The following is a 19,537-nucleotide window of genomic DNA, read 5'->3' on the forward strand; positions in this document are numbered from 1 at the left end:
CCGGGCGGTCTCGTCCGGATCATCGCGCAGACCGGTGAGCCGCCTTTCGGAGCACGTCACCAGGGTCCCGGCCCGTCCGGTTCGTCGGCTGACAGAGCCCTCCTAGGACACCCGCAGGATCGCGGCGCGCCTTTCGACGGCCGAGATCAGGGCCTCCACCGTGGCGTCGAAGATCTGCTCGTCCGTCACCTCGGCGAGTTCGCCGCTGAGGCGGGTGATGTTCGGGAAGTGCTGCGGGTCGACCAGTCGGTACTCACGGCTCCATGCGGAGTCGTCGGCTGCGCGGGCGTCCGCGTCGAACAGGAGGAACGCGGCCTGCTGACCCACGTACGCGAGGAGTGTGTCCCCGATCATGCGGTAATGGACGGTGGCCTCGGCGCCCTCCAGGCCGGCCTCGCGGACCGCTCCGAGGATGAGTTCGACGACCCGGAACTCGTTGGTCCGGCGCGTGGTCCGGCTTGCCATGGCCGATCCCACCACCGGGTACTTGAGGGCGACCGCGAGCGAGGCGTCGGCGAGTGCCCGGATGCGGCCCTTCCAGTCGAGGCCCTCGGGGATGGCGTCGAGTGCCTCGCCGAGCGTGCGGTCCGCGACCGACAGCAGGAGCTCGTCCTTGTCGCGGAAGTGCCGGTAGATCGCGGTCGGATCCGCGCCGAGCTCCTCACCCAGGCGCCGGACGGTGAAGGCGTCCTCGCTTCCGCGCTCGGCGATGCGAAGGCTCGCGTCGATGATCGCGTCGGGCGTGAGCTGACTGCCTGCGCGTTTGTTCCGGGACTTGGTGGCGGGTGACTTCGGCATGGTGCGGCCAGTGTAACGGTCCGGGATCCAGTGAGCGCAACACCGTTGACAGCGCTGTTGCGCTGCCGTTCACTCCTCCTCAACGAACACGTCGGGCGGGTCACTCCGCCGTGATGGAGGTTGAATTGATGGCGCACAGCAGCCAAGCCGACACCGTCTTCGTCGGAGGCCGGGTCTTCACCGGAGCGGGCCCCGTCCCGGTGGACGCCGCCGTCGCGGTAGCGGGCGGCCGGATCGTCGCCGTCGCCGACGTGGGTACGGTGCGCTCCCTGACCGGTGCCGGTACGGAGGTCGTCGATCTGGAGGGCGGCCTGCTCGTCCCCGGATTCCAGGACGCCCACATCCATCCCGTGATGGGTGGAACCCAGATGCTCGGTTGCGACCAGAGCGACGAGACCACCGCCGAGGGATGTCTCGCCGTGGTGGCCCGGTACGCGAAGGAGCACCCGGACTCCGCGTGGATCCGTGGTGGCGGCTGGGGGATGGACAGCTTCCCCGGCGGCACGCCGACGCGCTCCATGCTCGACGCGGTGGTGCCGGACCGGCCCGTGCTGCTCATCAACTCCGACGGCCACGGTGCCTGGGTCAACTCCCGCGCGCTGGAGATCGCGGGCGTCGACCGGCACACCCCGGACCCGGCCGACGGCCGCATCGAGCGGGAGGCGGACGGCACCCCGGCCGGCACCCTGCACGAGGGCGCCGTGGAGCTGGTGGCCCGTCATGTTCCGGTCGCGACCGAGGACGAGATGCATGCCGGACTGCTCGCCGCGCAGGAGTACCTGTTCTCCCTCGGGGTGACCGGGTGGCAGGACGCCATGATCGGCTCCTTCTCCGGCTACTCGGACAACCTGCCCGTCTATCTGCGCGCGGCCCGCGAAGGCTCGCTGCTCGCCCGGGTCGTCGGTGCCCTGTGGTGGGACCGTAAGCGTGGTCTGGAGCAGCTTCCGGAGCTGGAGGAACGCCGCCGTATCGGGCAGGCGGGCCGCTTCAGGGCCACCAGCGTCAAGATCATGCAGGACGGCGTCGCGGAGAACTTCACCGCCGGGATGCTGGAGCCGTATCTGGACGGCTGCGGCTGTCCGACCGGTAACTCGGGCTTGAGTTTCGTCGAACCCGGGCTGCTGCGCGAGGCGGTGTGCGCGCTCGACCGCTCCGGCTTCCAGGTCCATTTCCACGCGCTCGGCGACCGTGCCGTGCGCGAGGCACTCGACGCGCTCGGTGCGGCCCGCGCCGCCAATGGCGCCAACGACCACCGGCACCACCTGGCCCACCTCCAGGTCGTCCACCCCGATGACCTCGCGCGCTTCGCGGACCTCGGCGTCGCCGCGAACATCCAGGCGCTGTGGGCCGCCCACGAACCGCAGATGGACGAGCTGACCATCCCGTTCCTGGGGGCCGAACGGGCCGCCCAGCAGTACCCGTTCGGGGATCTGCGCCGTGCCGGGGCGCACCTCGTCGCGGGCAGCGACTGGTCGGTCAGCAGCCCCAACCCCTTGTGGGGCATCCACGTCGCGGTCAACCGTGCCGCCCCCGTGGGAGAGCTACCCGAGGGCGCGACGTACCCGCCGTTCTACCCCGAACAGGCCCTGACCCTGGCCGAGGCGCTCACCGCGTACACCGCGGGCACCGCCTGGGTGAACCACCTCGACGACGTGACCGGCACGGTCGAGGAGGGCAAGTACGCGGACCTCGTCGTCCTCGACCGCGACCCGTTCGCGCGGCCCGCCGACGAGATCGGCGACGTCCGGGTGCGCCGGACCTATGTCGAGGGCCGCCTTGTCTTCGCCGCGGACACACCCGGACCCGCGGCGCCCGCGACCGACTGACGTATCTCCCCTCCCCATGCACTTCACCGAGCCCACCCCGGACGGAGACAGGCGATGTCCTCACAGAGCGCAGGATCGAGAAGGCCGACACGGATGAGGTCGATGCGGCGTGCCGCAGGGACCCTCCTCGCGGCGAGCGCCATGCTCATCACCAGTGCGTGCAGCGGCACGGCACACCCGGACAAGGACGCCGGCGGCAGCACCTCGTACAAGCTCACCAAGCAGACGCCCGCCGCCGCGGGCGACATCGACTCCTTCACCTGGTCGATCTACGCAGAGCCGTCCTCGCTCGACTACGTCTACGCGTACGACTACCCGCCGAACCAGATCCTCGCCAACGTCTGCGAGAGTCTGCTGCGCTGGAACCCGGACCTGACGACGTCACCGAACCTGGCGTCCTCGTACAGCAATCCGACCCCCACCACCTGGGTCTACAAGATCCGTCCGGGCGTGCACTTCCACGACGGGACGGTGCTCACCGCGGACGACGTCGTCGCTTCGCTGCGCCGTCACATGGACCCCGAAGTGGGCAGCGCGTGGGAGAACACGTTCCGCAACGTGAAGTCGATCGACACGACGGGGCCACTGGAAGTCACCGTCAGGCTGACGAAGCCCGACGCGGTCTTCAACCAGGAGATGGCCACCAGCTCGGGAACCATCGAGTCGGCCGCGACCCTCGCCGAGGCGGGCCTGGACTACGGCAGCCCCAAGGGCGGGGTGAACTGCACGGGGCCGTTCTCGTTCGGGTCCTGGGCCTCGGGCCAGTCGCTCACCCTGAAGAAGTTCGACGGCTACTGGAACACCGAGCTGAAGCCCAAGGCCGGCCAGGTCAAGTTCGTCTTCCTGAGCGATGCGACCACCCGCGTCAACGCCTTCCAGAGCGGTGAGGTGGACGGTGGCTGGATGGTCCCCGCCGACGCCTACGACCAGCTCGGCTCGTCTACCGCCGGCAAGCTCTACTACGGCGTCAACAGCACCGTCGCCGAAGAGATCGTCAGCAACCTCGAGGGCCCGCTCGGTGACGCCGAGGTGCGCAAGGCCCTGCTCATGGCCATCGACCGCAAAGGCATCGTCAAGGCCGGCGTCGGCGGGGTCGGCGAGGTCGCCGATTCCCTCGTCACCGACAACATGTGGAACCAGGCGCCCGCGGCGAGCCGCGAGGCCATCGTCAAGGACGTGCCGCACTACCCGTACGACCCGGCGAAGGCCAAGGACATCGCGCAGAAGGCCGGGGTGATGGGGCAGCGGATCGTCATCGCGACCAGCCCGCTCGACTCGCAGACGACGATCGTCGCGCAGGCCGTCGAACAGGCCGCAAAGGCCATCGGCCTCGACCCCAGGATCGAGACGCTCTCCCCGGAGAAGTACTCCACCCTCTTCACCGACGCGGCCGCCCGCAAGGGCATCGACCTCTTCCTCACCTTCTGGTACACGTCGATCACCGATCCGCTGGATGCTTACGGCTCCCTGGAGACCGGCATGTTCGCCAACTACGGCGGCTGGACGAACAAGGAGTTCGACAAGGCGGTCCAGGACGCTGCGGGCACCTATGACCCCGCCGAGCGCGCCCAGGCCACCGCGAAGGCGCAGAAGGTCGCCCTGCGGGAACTGCCCTGGCTGCCCCTGTACACGCAGCCCACGAGCGTCTTCCTCGGCAACCGGATCACCGGCGTCCAGCCGTCCGTCGCCTACCTCTACTACCCGTGGGCGGCTGAGATCGGGGCCAAGAAGTGAGACGTACGCACACACGGGCGCTCGCGGTCGCGCGTCGCCTGGCCGGGATGGCGGCGACCTTGCTGGTCACTTCGTTCCTGGTGTTCTCCTCGCTGTACCTGGCGCCCGGCGACCCGGCGAGCTTCCTGGTCCGCGGCCGGAGCGCCGGCCCCGAGGAGCTCGCCCAGATCCGCCACAGGTACGGCTTCGACGAGCCCTTCTTCGTCCGGTACTGGGACTGGCTGGGCGGCGTACTGCACGGCGACTTCGGCCGCTCCTACGTCTTCCACCAGGACGTCAGCTCGGTCATCTGGTCGCGGCTGCCGACCACGCTGGTGCTGATCGCCGCCGCGGCCCTGCTGATCGCGGTGGTCGGTGTCGCGGCCGGCGTCGTCGGCGCGCTGCGCCGCGGCACGCGCACGGACTCGATGGTGATGCTGCTGGTGACGGTGGGGGCAGCAGCCCCCGCCTTCGTCGCCGCGCTGCTGCTCCGGTCGCTGTTCGGCGTGAAGCTGGGCTGGTTCCCGACCATCGGGAACGGCGAAGGCGTCCTCGACCGGCTGCACCACGTCGTGCTCCCGGCGATCGCCCTGTCCGTCACGTTCATGGCGATGGTCACGCGGGTGACCCGCTCGTCGATGCTGGAGGAAATGGGCCGTGAGCACGTCGAGGTCGCGGTGAGCCGCGGCACCCCGCAGTGGACCGTGATCCGGCGGCATGTGCTGCGCAACGCCCTGGGCCCGATCGTCACCGTCTCCGCGCTCCTCATCTCAGGGATGCTGGTGAGCACCTCGATCGTGGAGACCGCGTTCGGCATGTCGGGCGTGGGGTCGCTGCTGGTGACATCGGTCAACCAGATGGACTTCCAGGTGGTGCAGGCGATCGTGCTGCTCGTGGTGGCCGCGTTCGTCGTGGTCAACTTCCTGGTGGACCTGGTGCATCCGCTCATCGATCCGCGGGTCGCGGCAGCGGGGAGTGCGCGATGAGTGCCCCCACGGCGGGAATGATCCGCACCCCGATCGCCAAGTTGCGTAACCTGGGCGGCGGTTGGCTGCCAAACCTCTGTCTGGGCCTCCTCGTTCTGTTCGTGCTGGTCGCGGTGTTCGCGCCGTGGCTGGCACCGCAGGACCCGACGTACGGAGAGCTCGGTACGGGGCTCGTCGGCCCGAGCGCCGACCACTGGCTGGGCACCGACCAGGGCGGGCACGACACGTTCTCGGCCCTCGTCGAGGGAAGCCGTACGAGTCTGGTCGGGCCGCTGCTCGTGGTGCTGGTCTCGACCCTGGTCGGCATCGCCGTCGGGCTGTTCGCGGCGTGGCGGGGTGGCTGGGTCGACACCCTGCTCGGGCGGCTGCTCGACGTCGTCTTCGCCTTCCCCGCGCTGCTCGTCGCGATCCTCGCGGTGGCGGTCTTCGGCAAGGGGATGACGGCACCGGTGATCGCCATGTCCGTGGCCTACATGCCGTACACCGCACGCCTGGTGCGCAGCCTCGCCCTGCAGGAACAGGCCAGGCCCTACATCGCGGCCTACCGCGTGCAGGGGCACTCCGCGCTGTACGTAGGTGTACGCAGGCTGCTGCCGAACATCGGCCCGACCGTGCTCGCCCAGTCCACGGTCAACTTCGGCTACGCATTGCTCGACCTCGCCGCCCTGTCCTTCCTGGGTCTGGGCGTGCAGGCGCCGACACCCGACTGGGGCGCCATGATCAACCAGTCCCAGGCCGCCGTCCTGCAGGGCCGGCCGCTGTCCGCGGTCGTTCCCGCGCTCGCCGTCGTGGTGGTCGTCGTCGCTTTCAACATCGTCGGGGAGACCTTCGGCGACCGGCTCGCGGGGAGGAAGTCCTGATGGCGCTGCTGGAGTACGAGAACCTGAGCATCACCCTGCCCGGCACGGCCCGACCGGTCCTCGACGGCATCGACCTGACCGTCTCGGCCGGTGAAGTCGTCGCGCTGGTCGGCGAATCCGGTTCGGGGAAGTCGGTCACCGCGCGGTCGGCCCTCGGGCTGTTCCCCGCGGGTGCCGACATCGAAGGGCACGTGCGCGTCGACGGGGCGGAGGTGGTGGGCGTCGACCCCGCGGGGCTGCGGGCGATCCGTACCGGTACCGCGTCGATGATCTTCCAAGACCCCCGGGCAGGCATCAACCCGGTGCGCCGCATCGGCGACTTCCTCACCGAGTCGTTGCGCGTCAGCGGCGGCTGGTCCAAGGGCCGCGCCAACGCCCGCGCCCTCGAACTGCTCGGCGCGGTCGGCCTTCCGGACCCCGAACGGCACCTGCGCCAGTACCCGCACGAACTCTCCGGCGGCATGCTGCAACGCGTCATGATCGCCGGAGCGCTCACCGGCGAACCCCGGCTGCTGCTCTGCGACGAGCCCACCACCGCGCTGGACGTCTCCACCCAGGCCGAGATCATGGCCATCCTCGGGCGGTTGCAGCGTGAACACGGCCTGGGCATGCTCCTCATCACGCACGACATCGAACTGGCGGCTGCCGCCTGCGACCGGATCTACGTGATGTACGCGGGCCGGATCGTCGAGACGGCACCCACCGCCCAGCTCTTCGAGACGCCCCGGCACCCCTATACCGCGGGGCTGCTCGGCTCGTCTCCGCCGCTCCACGCCCCGGACGGACCGCCCGCCCGGCTCACCCCGATTCCCGGCTCCCCCATGGGGCTGCTGGAGTCCGCACCCGGCTGCTCCTTCGCGGCGCGCTGCCGCTTCGCCCGGCCCGGAGTCTGTGACCAGTCACCGCCGCCGCTGGAGCGGCACGGCGGGGCCCTGGTGGCCTGCCACCTCGCAGGGGAGTCGCTCACCTCAATGGACAACCCAGCTACAGGGGAGGGAAGTTGACCGTCGAAACCGGGGCCCGCACACTGCTTCAGGTCAGCGGTCTGCGCAAGACCTACCGGACGGGAAAGACGGAGGTCGTCGCCGTCGACGACCTGTCGTTCTCGCTGCGGGCCGGCGGCGCCCTCGGCATCGTGGGGGAGTCGGGCTCCGGCAAGACGACCACGGCCCGCATGCTGATCGGCCTCGAACGCCCCGACGCCGGACAGATCCTCGTCCAAGGCGAACCGCTGGCCCCGACCGTACGCGGCAAGGCGGCCCGCCTCGCCCGTGCCAAGGCCGTGCAGATCGTCTTTCAGGACCCGTACCTCTCGCTGGACGCGCGCATCAGTATCGGCGCCACCATCGACGGGGCGCTGCGCCTGCACGGCCTCGCCGATCCCGCGGCCCGGGCCGCACGGGTGCGGGAACTCCTCGCCCAGGTCGGCCTCGGCGATCGCGAGGCGGCGGCGCTGCCGCGCAAACTCTCCGGCGGCCAGCGCCAACGCGCGGCCATCGCACGCGCGTTGGCCGTCGGACCGGCCGTCCTCGTACTCGACGAGGCGGTGTCCGCGCTCGACGTCTCCGTCCAGGCCCAGGTGCTCAACCTGCTGTCGGACATCCGCCGCGACACCGGCATCGGCCTGGTCTTCGTTAGCCACGACCTGGCCGTCGTGCGGTACGTGTGCGACGAGGCGCTCGTTCTCTACCGGGGCCGCACGATGGAACACCGCCCCGTCGCGGATCTGCTCGCCGACCCCGGACACCCCTACACAAAGCTCCTGTTGGCGTCGGTCCCCCGGCCGGACTGGGACCCCGACTCCATCAGCCGGCGGCGCAGGGAGCTCGACCCTCTGGCGGCGGGAGGCAACGGCTGACGGGCCCGCCGCGCCCTGGCCACCGGGCGCGGCACCTTGACCTCAGTCCTCTGACACCGGGCCCCGAAGCTTCCGGGGCCCGGTATCAGGCATGTGGACTCAGCGGAACCGGTAGGCGTTGAGCACGGTCTGAGTGACCGTGCCCCCTTCCGCGTCGCGCGCCGTCACACGCAGTGCGGCGCCGCCGCGCTCCGGGCCGGACTCCGGGTTGACGAGTGTGCCTGCCCAGCTCCCGCCGGGGCCGCGGGAGAGGGGAGTGGCCACCCATGTCGTGCCCCCGTCGAAGCTGGCCTCCGAGGTCACTTCCGTCACCTGCGGGCCGCCGTCCGGGCTCTCCGCCCTGACGACGACCGGGAGTTCACTGCCGTACGGGGTCCCGTTACCCCCGTCGAGGCCGCCCGGCTCGATCCGCAGGCTGGTCAGCGGAAGTTCCCGGACCTGGCCGGTGTGCCCGGAACGGAAGGTCCACTCCGTGGTGACCCGGGCACTCGTCGGCAGGATCCAGCCGCTGCGTGACTGATCGAGGGTGAGGCGGTACGTGGCCCGGCCGGCGGACGCCTCAGCGGTGAGAGCGGCGCCCGTCGAGCCGACGGGGCCGGTCGCGAGCCGGTCGGTACCCCGGTCGAGAGTCAGGGTTCCGGTGCTCTCGGTGCCGCCCCTGTGTCCCGCCACCGGGTCGGCGAGCAGGTTGCCGAGACGGATGCGCATGGCGTCGCCCTCGCGGACCGCCTCACCGGCGGCGACCACCGGGCCCAGTGCGGAGGCGCCGAAGGTGTCCTCCTCACCGTCGGCCAGCGCGCGGGTTTCGGTCATGGCGAAGCCACCACCGGTCAGTCCGGTCCAGCCGATCTGACGCACCCACGTCAGTCCGGGCACGGCGTTCTCGACGTAGTGCGTGGTGACCGCGGCGGGCGGGGTGACGGTCTGCCGCAGTCGCACACCGCCCTCTCCCGGATAGAGCGGCGCCATGCGGATCACGGCCTGGTTGTTGCCGGTGTAGGCCTGGGACCGGTAGACGGTGCGCACGGAGGTCAGAGCGGCGAGCGAGGCGTGGTGCGTCTGCTCGGCGGGCACCTCACCGGTCCGGACGTCGACGGTGTCGGCGCGCCAGTTCTTGGTGGGGCTGGTCTTGCTGGGGACGAAGACCGCGTGATGGCGGTAGCTCAGCCCCGCGGCCTGCGCGGGTGGGACCATGGTCACGGTCGAAGGGGACACTCCGGTCGACCAGTTGACACTGATTCCACCGATGCCGCGCTCCAGGTCGAGAGCCTGGAAGTCGAGCTTGGCGGCGGGGTCGTCGTCGAGGACCGCGTCCAGCTTGCGTGTCTCGCGGGCGTCGACCGTGACGGTCTGCGCGCCCGCACGCACCGTCACCGGGACGTTCGCCATGACGGCGACCGCCTTGCCATCGGTCGTCTTCGTTCGTGCGTACACCGGCATGGTGTACTCGCCGGCCGGAAGATGAACCGTTGCCGTTCCCTCGGGGGCGACGACGTAATCCGCCTCACCTGTTCGCATGTTGACGATCTGCCACTCCTGGCCCGGCAGCGGCTGCCCGTCGAAGCCGATGAAGCGCACGGTGAGATCACCGGCCTCGGGCTCGATGTAGGCGCCGACCACCGTTCGCACGGTCCCGCCCCCTGCGGCCCGCGCCGTCAGCACCCCTGCGTACGAGCCGGGGTCGGCGCCGCCGATCCGCAGGTCGACGGAGGCGGTGCCGTGCGCGGGGACCCGCAGGGACCGGCGGTCGAGGTACAGGGCGTCGGCGTCCTCGGCCAGGGCGAGGGTGACGTCACGGTCGCCGTCATTGCGATAGGTGACCGTGCGGCTCGCCTTCTCCGTGCCGTACGGCACCTCGGTGCTGGTGTTGCTGGGGGACGCCGTGACGGTGGCGTCCACGGCCGCGGCGACGTCGAGCTGTCCCGCACCGGTTTCGAAGGCGGTCGCCGCGTCGCCGGACGCCGAGCCCACGAGTGCGTCCTTGAGCTGCTGCCCGGTCCAGTCGGGGTGCTGCTGGGCGAGGATCGCGGCGGCGCCCGCGACGTGCGGGGTGGCCATCGACGTACCGGACATCGTGGCGTATCCGCCGCCCGGGGCGGCTGCGGTGATGTCGACGCCGGGCGCGGCGATCTCGGGCTTCACGCCGTAGTCGCCGGTGCGCGGGCCACGGCTGGAGAAGCTTGCGAGGGCGCCCGTCGAGTCGACCGCGCCGACGGTGAGCGCGGCGTCGGCGCTGCCGGGTGAGCTGATGGTGCGGGCCGCACCGCTGTTCCCTGCCGCGATGACGAAGAGGGTTCCGGTGGTGGCGGACAGCGTGTCGACGGCCGCTTCGAGAGGGTCGGTGCCCTGGGTGTCGGTGCCGCCGAGGCTCATGCTGACCACATCGGCGTGGACGTCCTTCGCGGCCCACTCCATTCCGGCGAGGACACTGGAATCGGAGCCCCGGCCTGCCGAGTCGAGGACCTTGCCGATGGCCAGGGAGGCGCCGGGCGCCGCCCCGGGGTAGGCGGACCCACGGCCGGCGACGGTGGCGGCGACATGGGTTCCGTGGCCGTTTCCGTCCCCTTCACCGGTGCCGGTGAAGTCCTTCGACACGGAGATGGCGCCCGCGAGGTCGGGGTGGTTCGCGTCTGCCCCCGAATCGAGCACGGCTACCGTGACGCCCTTGCCCGTAAGGCCCTTGGACCAGGCGTGCGGCGCGCCGATCTGCCGGGTGCTGGTCTCGTCGAGTGCCTTGCGGCGGCCGTCGAGCCACAGCCGGCTGTCGTCGTCCGCGAGGGTGTCCTTCCACACCTGGCCGAGATCCGGCTTGGCGACCGCGCCCGCGGTGAAACCCAAGGTGGGCAGTGAGCGGGCGGCAGCCGGGCTGCTCCGGGGTGCGCCGTCGGCGATCAGGGGGAGCGTGCGGCGTTCGTCGTCGCCGTACTTCATGCCCAGCAGCCCGGTCACGTCGAAGAGTCGAGGATCCACACGTCCTGCGGCGAGGAGGGGCTGAGCGTCGGCGGGGACGACGGAGACGTGACCGTCCTTTCCACGCAGGGTCGCGTACGGCACGCCCTCCCGGCCCTCGGCGGGCTCGATCGAGGTCAGCTCCTTGCCGCAGGGGCCCGCCGCGGGCAGGACCGTCACCGTGTCCCCGGTGACGAGGGTGACCGAACGACCCTCCGACATGGTCCGGGTTCCCCCGCAGGGCGTGTCGTCCACGGTGATCGCGCCGTCGTTCAGGAAGGCGCGCGCTCCGTCGGCAGAGGGGGTGCCCGCGTCGGCAAGGGGCGCCAGGGCGAGAGCGGGCGACGGGCCGATGACGACGGCCGCCGCAGTGAGTGCGGCGGCCCACACGGCGGATGTACGCCGGGGCGATCGAGGCGGGTGCATGGGCGTGCTCCTCCAGAGGCGGTACGGGAAGCCCATCGGCCACGTCCGCAACAGCAGCGGGTGGGCGACGCGGCACGCCGCAACCTAGGTGGAGGCCGTTACAGCGCAGTTACCACTGGACCGTGCCCCGGGGCCGCGCGGGGGCCTCCAAGCCTTCCTGAGTCGTGGCGACGCGCAACTCGCCCCGGCTGCTGGCGACTTTGTGACATGGCGCCCATCCGCCCGGACGGGACCTCGCCGAGGGGGTGTCCGATCCCCGAGACTTTCTCCGGCCGGGTACTTCACGGGGAGGGCATACCAGGCCACGCGATCTGCGCGCCGAAGCCGACGGGCACGGCTTGTGGTTCTCGTGTGTCACTCAGCCCAGGTGTGCTCGTGAAGCAGGCCCGAGAACGCGACGGCCCCGGCTCCCTGTGGGGGGCGGCCGGGGTCGTCGCTTGGGCATGCCCGTGCCGTGCTGTTCAGGTGAACAGGAGGATGGGCTCGCTGAGATGAGATTCAGGGATGGGGCGACGACGGCCCGAGGACGACGATCGGCGCCTCGGCCTCCTCGCGGGCGCGTACCGAGGCGGCCTCGGCCTCCTCACGGGTGACTTCCTTGTAGAACCGTTCCCCGTTCGCGTCGGTGATGTCGATGACGACCTTGCTCCACTCCTCGGCGGGCTCCTCCGGCACATGCCCCAAGTAGTACTCGGCGTCCTTGAGGAGATCCTCCGTGAGCCGTACGCCGGTCAGCCGCTCGGTCAGGGCGAGGACCGCCGCCTTGGTCTCGGTTCTGCACTCGTTCCCGGTGAGGTCGAAACCGATCTCACGCATCACGGGGACCAGGTCGTCGGGGGTGCTGCCATATCTGTCGGTGGACCGTTCGAAGGTGGTCCGAAGCCCACCGGCCTCGTACCAGTGGAACAGGTCGATGGGTGCGCCCCCGTTGGAGGAGTGCGTCACGGCCCGTCCGTCCACCGACAGGGCCTCCAGGAAGCGCGGTTGCATCCCCACACCACCGTCGAACTGCAGGACGAGCGTCCACTCGCCGCCCGAACCCGGCACCGTGAAGGCGCCCGCGATGAAGGAGTCGTCCCAGTAGTCCGTCGCGTCGCGCAGGTCCGCGTGCCGCTCGATCAGCGCGTCCACTCCCGCGCACCTGCCCCGGGGCTCCGCGCCCATCGCACGCAGTGCGTCGTCGGGGGTGACGCCCCGGACCAGCGTCAGGCCGTATCCGCCCCTGATCGCGTCGCGGAACAGCGGGGAGAAACGAATCCAGGCGTAGTCATCTGCGGTCACCGAAGGCATGCACCGCAGTCTGCCCGCCACCACTGACATCCCCCCGACCCGCACGGCCCGCTTGCAGATCACCCGCGTCGGCGTGCAGCCGGCACCCGAACACTCCCTAGGAACGCCGCCCTGCCAGCGCAACGCCCGTACCGACCCCCGCGATCACCAGGCCGATCCCGCCGAAGATCAGCGGCAGCAGCCACAGCGAGGCGAACCCCTTGATCCGCGCGTCCTCGGGGGAGTTGGCGCGGTACAGCACCTCGACCCGCTCGCCCTCCTCGTACGACGGTGGGTTGGAACCCGTAGAGCTCCGGAACGTCCTCGGGGTGCCGTCCGCCGACGTGAACTCGACCACCGGGTACGCCGCAGGCTTGTCGTTGCCCCGCTTCTTGCGGGAAACGCCGTTGTCGTCGTTCCGCCACTCCAGCGACACCACGGTGCCCGGGGCGCGCTCCGCGTTCGCCAGGAAGGAGACCGACACCCCCGCCAGGATCAACCCGACGACCAAGAACAACGACCCGAACGCGATCGCCCCGATCGAGAACCACTGCCGGGCCCCCCGCCCACGCACCTGAACCTGCACAGCGTCCCTCTCACTTGTCCGGAGTGAGGGACGCTATCCCAGACGCGCCGACGCCGTGCGTCCGCCCCGGGGGGATCAGATCACCAGCGGTGCCTCCGACCAGCGACGGACCCGGTACGGGGCCCACCACAGGTGGTCGCCGAGACGCAGGACGAGGGTCTCGCCCATGAGGTCGTCCAAAATCGGTCGCGGGATCGCGTCGGCGCGGGCGCCGTCGGTGAGGGCCCCGATGGCGTCGTGGTACTCCGGTTCGTCGATGGTGAAGCGGCGCAGCTCGCCGTAGCGCCGGTCGCGTACCTGGATGAACCCCGGGCCGTGCCGGAAGACGCATTTGCAGATGTAGTAGGCGTTGCGCCACGCGAGCGCCGCCGCGGCCGGGTCGGCGGTGCCGAGGACGGCGGTCGGCGGGTGGAGATGGCTGTAGTGGCGCCAGGCGTCCGGGTCGGGGCCGGTGTGGAGCTGCCAGTCGACCGAGATGGCCAGGCTGGACAGGTCGCCGACGAAGCTGAGCGCCCGGACCGACCAGGCCGCGTCGGCGGGGTCCGTCACGTCGACCGGGCGGGGGAGCGTGACGTGCCGGGCCCCGGCGGCGAAGAGCCGCCGGGCGGCCTCGCCGCCGGTGATGTCGATCTCGTAGCGACCCAGGGACATGCTGGGCAGCGTGCCCACCTCGGGGTCGTAGTCCCGTGAGGCGGTCACGGTGAAAGGGGCGGTGCCGGTGAGTGCTGGAGTCATCGTCGTCTCTCCGTCGAGCGGTCGTCGCGGGGTGGTCAGGCGGTCGTCGCGGCGAGTTCGGTGTCGCGGGCGGAGGTGTGCCGCATGAAGTCGATCCGCAGGAACTCCTCGTTGAGCGCCGGCGGCGCGATCTGGACGAACTGCCCGCTGTCCTCGAAGACCAGGCCGAGCGCCCGCCACCGCGTCAGTACCTGCCGCAGTGCGTCCTCGCCCACGTGGTGGTCCTCGTCCAGCTTGCGGGCGGCCGCCTTCACCGTGTGCGGCTGGTCGAGCAGTCGGAACAGGGCCAGCTCGAACGGGTCGGTCAGTTCCAGGTGCGTCCAGTCGAAGGCCCGGCGCTTGCTGACCAGGACGATCCGGTCTTCCAGGTCGCAGTGGGTGAGACGGCTGCCGGAGTAGTTCCGCTTCCAGTGCACAATGGCCTCGTTGAGGCGGTCGACGACGTCCTCGCCGATCCCGCGCGGCGGCACGTCGAAGACATAGGCGAGGTCGAACATCTCGGCGTCCGGGAGGTCGTACGTGAGCCGGTACGGTTCGGCGGCGCGCAGTTCGGAGAAGCCGAGCCCGGGGTTGTTGAAGTAGGGGCTGAACCGCTCGATCGCGATCCGGGAGGACGGGCCCACGGGCGGGTTGAGGTGCTCCAGCGCGGCCAGTTGGGCCACCACGTCGTCGTAGTCCTCGACGTCCTCGCCGGGAAAGCCGTGCAGGTAGTTCCAGGCCACCGAGAGGCCGACGGTGGCGGCGTCCCGGAGCATCCGGACGTTCTGGCCGCCGGTCACACCCTTGTCCATCAGCGTCAGCACCCGGCTGTTGAGGCTCTCGATGCCCGGCTGGACGAAGATCAGGCCCGCGTCGGCGAGGGTCTGGAGCTGCCCCTGGCGCATGTTGGACTTGATCTCGATGTGCATCCGCAGGTCGAACCCGCTGTCGATGATGCGCGGCAGCACCGTGTTCACGTAGCCCATGTCGAGGATGTTGTCGACGACGTACATGTCCAGGACCCGGTGTTTGCGGGCCAGTTCGATGATCTCGTCGTAGAACACGTCCGGGCTCTTGCTGCGGAACTGCATGAACGAACCGTTCAGCCCGCAGAAGGTGCAGTGGTGCTTCTCGCCCCACCAGCAGCCCCGCGCGCCCTCGACCACCAGCTTGGGCTCGACCCAGTGGCGCGCGTGGGAGGAGGCGAGCCGCTCGAAGTACCCGGAGTAGTCCGGCGGCAGGATCGAGGCGGGCGGCAGAGGTTTGGTGCTCATGGCATTGACCACGGAGGCGCCGTCCGCGTCGCGCCAGCACAGCCCGGGTACGTCGGACAGCGGCTCGTCGGCGTCCAGCGCCCTGAGCAGCGCGGGGAACGACACCTCGCCCTCCCCGCGCAGGACGTAGTCGACGAAGGGGAAGTTGCGGTGGACGGTCTCGCCCTGCTTGCCGTCGCAGTTGGCGCCGCCCATGGCCGTCGCGATGTGCGGGGCGAGGCGCTTGACGTACTTGGCAGCCGCCAGGGCGGCGGTGTTCTGCTGGAACGTCGAGGTGAAACCGACCACGTCCGGAGCGAGTTCGACGATGCGCTCGGCGATGTGCTGGACGAAATCGGGTGCGGTCACGTGCAGCGCCTTCGTCATCTCCATTCGAGCCCCGCGCACCCGGCTGCTCATTGCCTCGGTGAACTCGGGAACCCGCCACTGGGGGTCGTCGTAAAGAGCGGAGGAGAACACCCAGTCACCGCAGCCCAGGAAATAGGAACCGAGCGCGTAGTAGGAGTAGTCCTCCAGGTCGAATTCGGTGTTCTTGGTGGTCCAGTCCACGTATTCGATATTGGCGTGGAGAACGTCTGCCGTTGCGCCCGGGACACGCTCGTCGACACTGCGCTTGAGAATTCCGAGAGCCAGCGACGGGAGATCGATCGGGGCCCAGGGCATGTTCACCAGGAGTACGCGCATGGCTGGCCTCTTCTCATTGTGATCAGTGGGCGGAGTCAGTGATCTGTCGGGCATCCGGCCGGGAATCCGGTCCGGTCTGGTCGGGGGCCGGTCGCGCACGGAGTGCGAGGCCGGCCCCCTGGTGCTACTTGTCCTCGTTCTCCATCTCCTCCGCGGAGCGGAGGTAGACGACGACTCCGACGCCCGGCTTGCGGCTCTCCTCGTCGCCCTCGAGCGGGTCGCCGTGGATGATGTCCTTCTGCATGATGTTCACCCCCTCTCCGGGTGCGGGGACGGCTCGGCCGGTACGGGCGCCGAAGGCAGCCCGCGGCCGAGAAACCTGAGGGACCGCTGGATCACGGCCAGGTGGTCGGCGCCGTCGTAGCCGTCATGGCCCGAGTCCAGCCACATCAGCTCGTGGTCCACCCCGCCCGCGCGCAGCACGGCCAGGTACGCCTCGACCTGTTCCGGCGGGCACTTGGCGTCCCGCCGCGCGGCGACGACCAGCAGCGGGGAGCGGATGGCCGCCGCGTACGAGGACGGGGAGGCGTGGGCATAGGCGTCGGGCACCTGGTCCGGAGTGCCGCCGAACAGCGCGGTGTCCAGCGCCTGGAGGGCGGGCGTGGAGTGCCGGAACGCCGTCACGCAGTCGGCGAGCGGTTTGACGGCCACCCCGACGTTCCACAGGTCCGGACGGGTTCCCATGGCCAGCAGCGTCAGGTAGCCGCCCCACGACGTGCCGCAGAGGCCCACGGCGCCCTCGCTGCCGATGCCCCGGTCCAGCAGCTCGGCCCGGGCCCGCACGAGGTCGGCGACCTGGGTGTGGCCGACGCCCTCGGAGTAGGCGGAGCGCCAGCGCGGCCCGTAGCCGGTCGAGCCACGGTAGTTGACGCGGGCCACGGCGTAACCCGAGCCGACGAGGGCCTGCACCATGGGGTCGTAGGCATCGCGATCGTGGTCGGCCGGGCCGCCGTGGACGAGCAGGACGAGCGGGTGCGGCGCGGGACGGTCGGCGGGCGTCGTGACGAAGGTGTGCACCGGGCCGTCCGGCCCGGGCGTCCACAGGTCCTGGCGGTGGCCGAACCGGGGAAGGCGCCACTGGCTCTGTCCGGGCAGCGGCGCACCCGACAGGGACAGTGCGCGCGGCACGTTCACCGCATCGGTCCAGATGAAGTGCACGTCACCGTCGGCGGCCGGCGACGCGTCCAGGATGCTGCCCTCCGGGGTGGCCACCGGGGTCAGTTCGCGGCGGTTCAGGTCGGCGGTGAACAGCCGACTGCGGCCGTGCCGGTCCTGCCGGAGCAGGACCCGCGCGCCACCCGGGCCGGGGTACCAGCGGGCGGTCGTCTCGGTGTCGAACGAGCACCAGGGCAGCAGCTCCAGTCCGCGCCCGGGGGCCCAGGTGCCGAGGTGGTAGCGGCCTGCCCGCTCGCGCATGACCAGCAGCAGGGGGCGGCCGGGCGTCGGTACGGGGCCGGAGAACGGCGCCGGCCCGGGTAACGGCCCGTGCGTGGGCGCAAAGCCGAGCGCCCAGGTGCGCTCGCTGGTGCCGGAGAGCACCGCGACGGTGGTCCCGTCCGGGGTCAGCAGCGTCACGGCGCGGGCGGAGTGCGCGGGTCCGGAGACCGCCAGCAGCCCGCCGTCCGGCGCCAGGTCACACAGCGAGCCGGAATCCGTCGTGCACAGGACGGGTGCGCCCGTGCCACCGCGCCGTCCCATATGGATGCTGAGCCCTTCGGGGCTCCGGATGCCGACGGCCACCGCGCCCCCGGCCGCCAGTGCCAGCCCGGCGGGCCGCCCGTACGGCACCCCGGACAGCGCAGGACGGTCCGGGCCGCCGTCGAAGTGCTGGGTGCGCCAGCCGCCGCTGCCGCCACGGTCCTCGTCGAACCACCAGACGGCCTCGTCGTCGTCGATGGCGCACAGCAGCGTGCCGTGCGGACGGTCCGTCAACTGCCTCTCGATGCCACTGGACCGGTCCCACGCGAAGATCTCGCACCGGCCGTCCGCGTCCCCGGTGTACACCATCCGGTCCGGGTGCCGGGGGCTGGTCACCGGCAGCACAGGCCGGTAGACGCCGTAGTTGCGCGTGGCCGCCCGCGGCGGGGCCGGCGTCACGGCGTCTCCCGGGCCACGAGCCCGGCCCTGGAGCTTGCGTACAGCGCCAGCCCGGCGAACGCGCCCGCGCAGCCCAGTGCCACGGCACGGCCCCCGTACGCCGACACCAGGACCCCCGCCGCCACGGGCGCGAGCACCGCGACGCCCTGGCCGGCGGTGCCCAGCACCGTCCCCATCCGGGCCAGCAGCCGGTCGGGGGTGACCAGCACCGCCCGGGTCTGCAGCACGACCACCACGGACGGCACGATCAGCGACACCCCGCTCAACAGCAGCCCGTAGGCCCAGGTCCGGGACGCGAACGCGAGCCCGGCCGCCGTCGGCACCATGGCCCACGACGCCCCCGTCACGATCCGCGCCGCCGGAACCCTCCGCACCAGCCACGGCGCCGCGAGTGCGCCCAGCAGCCCGCCGACGCCCGCCAGGGTGAGGATGAGCCCGATCGAGGAGGGGCTGGCGCCCTGGGCGTGGGAGGCGAACACCGCGTGGAAGTACAGCGCGCCGAGCAGCGCGTTGATCCCGGCGGTCCACACCACCACGAAGCGCAGGAAGGGCTCCGCCCATACGAAGCGCAGTCCTTCGGCGAGGTCACGGGTGAACGACGCGGCAGGACCCTCCCGTCCGGGCGTCAGGTCCGTGCGGATCGCCTTGCTCAACACGGCCACCAGCAGGAACGATGCCGCGTCCGCGAGCAGCGGCACCCACCGCGCCAGCTGGTACAGCACGCCGCCCAGCGTCGGCCCGACGATCTGCACCGCCTGGTCCCGCGCCTGTAGGTACCCGATCGCCCTGGCGTATCCGTCGGGCGGCACCAACCGCCGGATCGTCCCGGAGGCCGCCGCCCCGTAGGTGGCGCTCGCCGCCTGCTCCACCGCTGCTGCGACGAGTACGTGGACGAGGACGACATGGCCGAGGGCCACGGTCACGAACACCGATCCCATGGCGCCCGCCGCGACCAGGGCCGCCGCGTACATCATCGGCTTGCGCGGCCACCGGTCGGCGAACACGCCCGCCACCGGCGAGACCACCAGGCCGCTGACCAGTGCCACCGACGCGACAAGTCCGGCGAGCCCGGCCGGATATCCGGCACCCAGCAGAATCAGTGGAAGAAAGAGGGAGGACGCGCAGGTACCGAGACCGTCGACGGCGCCCGCCGTCCAGAAGAGCAAGAAATCCCGTCTTCGGAACGGGGAAGAGGACGGGGCTTCAGATAATTCGGGGCCGGAAGATCGTAATCGCTCCTCGGCCTCCTCCATCAAGTATCCCGCTCGGAGACAATTGCTGACGCGAACGCACCCACAATGCCCCCTTTAATAAGCGGACTTACGGCCGTTGAGGAAAGCGATCGTATCGAACGGATACGCCCATCACAACACCGCCTTCGATGGGATTCTTGATCAAGGAACGTGGTGTTCCGGAGTCCCGGACAAATGATCTACGCGCGTGGATCTTGAGGACAACGCTCTTCCTTTGCAGAACTGCCGTCTTTCGGCTCACCGG

Annotated in this window: 14 protein-coding genes; 6 read left to right on the forward strand and 8 right to left on the reverse strand. The window is 70.8% G+C overall.

What is annotated here, in order from left to right:
• Positions 1–102: 102 nt before the first annotated feature.
• Positions 103–798 (reverse strand): TetR/AcrR family transcriptional regulator, encoded by a 696-nt coding sequence (locus OG230_RS34025; protein WP_328907608.1) that lies wholly within the window; start codon positions 796–798, stop codon positions 103–105.
• A gap of 128 nt (positions 799–926) precedes the next feature.
• On the opposite strand from OG230_RS34025, the gene OG230_RS34030 reads away from it, so the two are divergent.
• The 6 genes from OG230_RS34030 to OG230_RS34055 all read left to right on the forward strand — a co-directional run bounded on the left by OG230_RS34030 (position 927) and on the right by OG230_RS34055 (position 8,041).
• On the forward strand, positions 927–2,624 hold the full coding sequence (locus tag OG230_RS34030; protein WP_328907609.1) for an amidohydrolase: 1,698 nt from the start codon (positions 927–929) through the stop codon (positions 2,622–2,624).
• Between the two features lie 102 nt (positions 2,625–2,726).
• Positions 2,727–4,358 carry an ABC transporter substrate-binding protein gene (locus OG230_RS34035; protein ID WP_328907610.1) on the forward strand — a complete coding sequence of 544 codons (1,632 nt, stop codon included), beginning with the start codon at positions 2,727–2,729 and terminating at the stop codon, positions 4,356–4,358.
• Complete coding sequence (locus tag OG230_RS34040) at positions 4,355–5,323, forward strand: ABC transporter permease (protein ID WP_328907611.1); 969 nt, start codon at positions 4,355–4,357, stop codon at positions 5,321–5,323. Before OG230_RS34035 ends, OG230_RS34040 begins: the two co-directional genes overlap by 4 nt.
• Complete coding sequence (locus tag OG230_RS34045) at positions 5,320–6,183, forward strand: ABC transporter permease (RefSeq protein WP_328907612.1); 864 nt, start codon at positions 5,320–5,322, stop codon at positions 6,181–6,183. The genes OG230_RS34040 and OG230_RS34045 overlap by 4 nt, the downstream gene beginning before the upstream one ends.
• Complete coding sequence (locus tag OG230_RS34050) at positions 6,183–7,187, forward strand: ABC transporter ATP-binding protein (protein ID WP_328907613.1); 1,005 nt, start codon at positions 6,183–6,185, stop codon at positions 7,185–7,187. Before OG230_RS34045 ends, OG230_RS34050 begins: the two co-directional genes overlap by 1 nt.
• Positions 7,184–8,041 (forward strand): ABC transporter ATP-binding protein, encoded by an 858-nt coding sequence (locus tag OG230_RS34055; RefSeq protein WP_328907614.1) that lies wholly within the window; start codon positions 7,184–7,186, stop codon positions 8,039–8,041. The genes OG230_RS34050 and OG230_RS34055 overlap by 4 nt, the downstream gene beginning before the upstream one ends.
• Positions 8,042–8,140: 99 nt before the next feature.
• Here the strand turns inward: OG230_RS34055 and OG230_RS34060 are convergent, their stop codons facing one another.
• From OG230_RS34060 to OG230_RS34090, 7 genes are all read right to left on the reverse strand, one after another.
• Positions 8,141–11,416, reverse strand: a complete 3,276-nt coding sequence (locus OG230_RS34060) for a S8 family peptidase (protein WP_328907615.1) — start codon at positions 11,414–11,416, stop codon at positions 8,141–8,143.
• Between the two features lie 498 nt (positions 11,417–11,914).
• Positions 11,915–12,706 carry a DUF6461 domain-containing protein gene (locus OG230_RS34065; protein ID WP_328907616.1) on the reverse strand — a complete coding sequence of 264 codons (792 nt, stop codon included), beginning with the start codon at positions 12,704–12,706 and terminating at the stop codon, positions 11,915–11,917.
• A 97-nt stretch (positions 12,707–12,803) separates the two neighbouring features.
• The gene (locus tag OG230_RS34070; RefSeq protein ID WP_443051450.1) at positions 12,804–13,169 is read right to left on the reverse strand and encodes a DUF3592 domain-containing protein; all 366 of its coding nucleotides are present in this window, start codon (positions 13,167–13,169) and stop codon (positions 12,804–12,806) included.
• A gap of 177 nt (positions 13,170–13,346) precedes the next feature.
• The gene (locus OG230_RS34075) at positions 13,347–14,006 is read right to left on the reverse strand and encodes a DUF5825 family protein (RefSeq protein WP_328907618.1); all 660 of its coding nucleotides are present in this window, start codon (positions 14,004–14,006) and stop codon (positions 13,347–13,349) included.
• 35 nt (positions 14,007–14,041) lie between these two features.
• Positions 14,042–15,943 (reverse strand): RiPP maturation radical SAM C-methyltransferase, encoded by a 1,902-nt coding sequence (locus OG230_RS34080; protein WP_328907619.1) that lies wholly within the window; start codon positions 15,941–15,943, stop codon positions 14,042–14,044.
• A gap of 249 nt (positions 15,944–16,192) precedes the next feature.
• The gene (locus tag OG230_RS34085) at positions 16,193–18,040 is read right to left on the reverse strand and encodes an alpha/beta hydrolase family protein (protein ID WP_328907620.1); all 1,848 of its coding nucleotides are present in this window, start codon (positions 18,038–18,040) and stop codon (positions 16,193–16,195) included.
• The gene (locus OG230_RS34090; RefSeq protein WP_443051451.1) at positions 18,037–19,206 is read right to left on the reverse strand and encodes an MFS transporter; all 1,170 of its coding nucleotides are present in this window, start codon (positions 19,204–19,206) and stop codon (positions 18,037–18,039) included. The genes OG230_RS34085 and OG230_RS34090 overlap by 4 nt, the downstream gene beginning before the upstream one ends.
• Positions 19,207–19,537 lie beyond the last annotated feature (331 nt).

Origin of the sequence: Streptomyces sp. NBC_00234, assembly GCF_036195325.1 — a bacterium.
Taxonomy (GTDB): Bacteria; Actinomycetota; Actinomycetes; order Streptomycetales; family Streptomycetaceae; genus Streptomyces.

Coding starts and splice junctions, on each gene's coding strand:
- OG230_RS34065 (WP_328907616.1), bottom strand. CDS start 12,706: ATGCCTTCGGTGACCGCAGATGACTACGCCTGGATTCGTTTCTCCCCG.
- OG230_RS34050 (WP_328907613.1), top strand. CDS start 6,183: ATGGCGCTGCTGGAGTACGAGAACCTGAGCATCACCCTGCCCGGCACG.
- OG230_RS34060 (WP_328907615.1), bottom strand. CDS start 11,416: ATGCACCCGCCTCGATCGCCCCGGCGTACATCCGCCGTGTGGGCCGCC.
- OG230_RS34025 (WP_328907608.1), bottom strand. CDS start 798: ATGCCGAAGTCACCCGCCACCAAGTCCCGGAACAAACGCGCAGGCAGT.
- OG230_RS34030 (WP_328907609.1), top strand. CDS start 927: ATGGCGCACAGCAGCCAAGCCGACACCGTCTTCGTCGGAGGCCGGGTC.
- OG230_RS34080 (WP_328907619.1), bottom strand. CDS start 15,943: ATGCGCGTACTCCTGGTGAACATGCCCTGGGCCCCGATCGATCTCCCG.
- OG230_RS34035 (WP_328907610.1), top strand. CDS start 2,727: ATGCGGCGTGCCGCAGGGACCCTCCTCGCGGCGAGCGCCATGCTCATC.
- OG230_RS34045 (WP_328907612.1), top strand. CDS start 5,320: ATGAGTGCCCCCACGGCGGGAATGATCCGCACCCCGATCGCCAAGTTG.
- OG230_RS34075 (WP_328907618.1), bottom strand. CDS start 14,006: ATGACTCCAGCACTCACCGGCACCGCCCCTTTCACCGTGACCGCCTCA.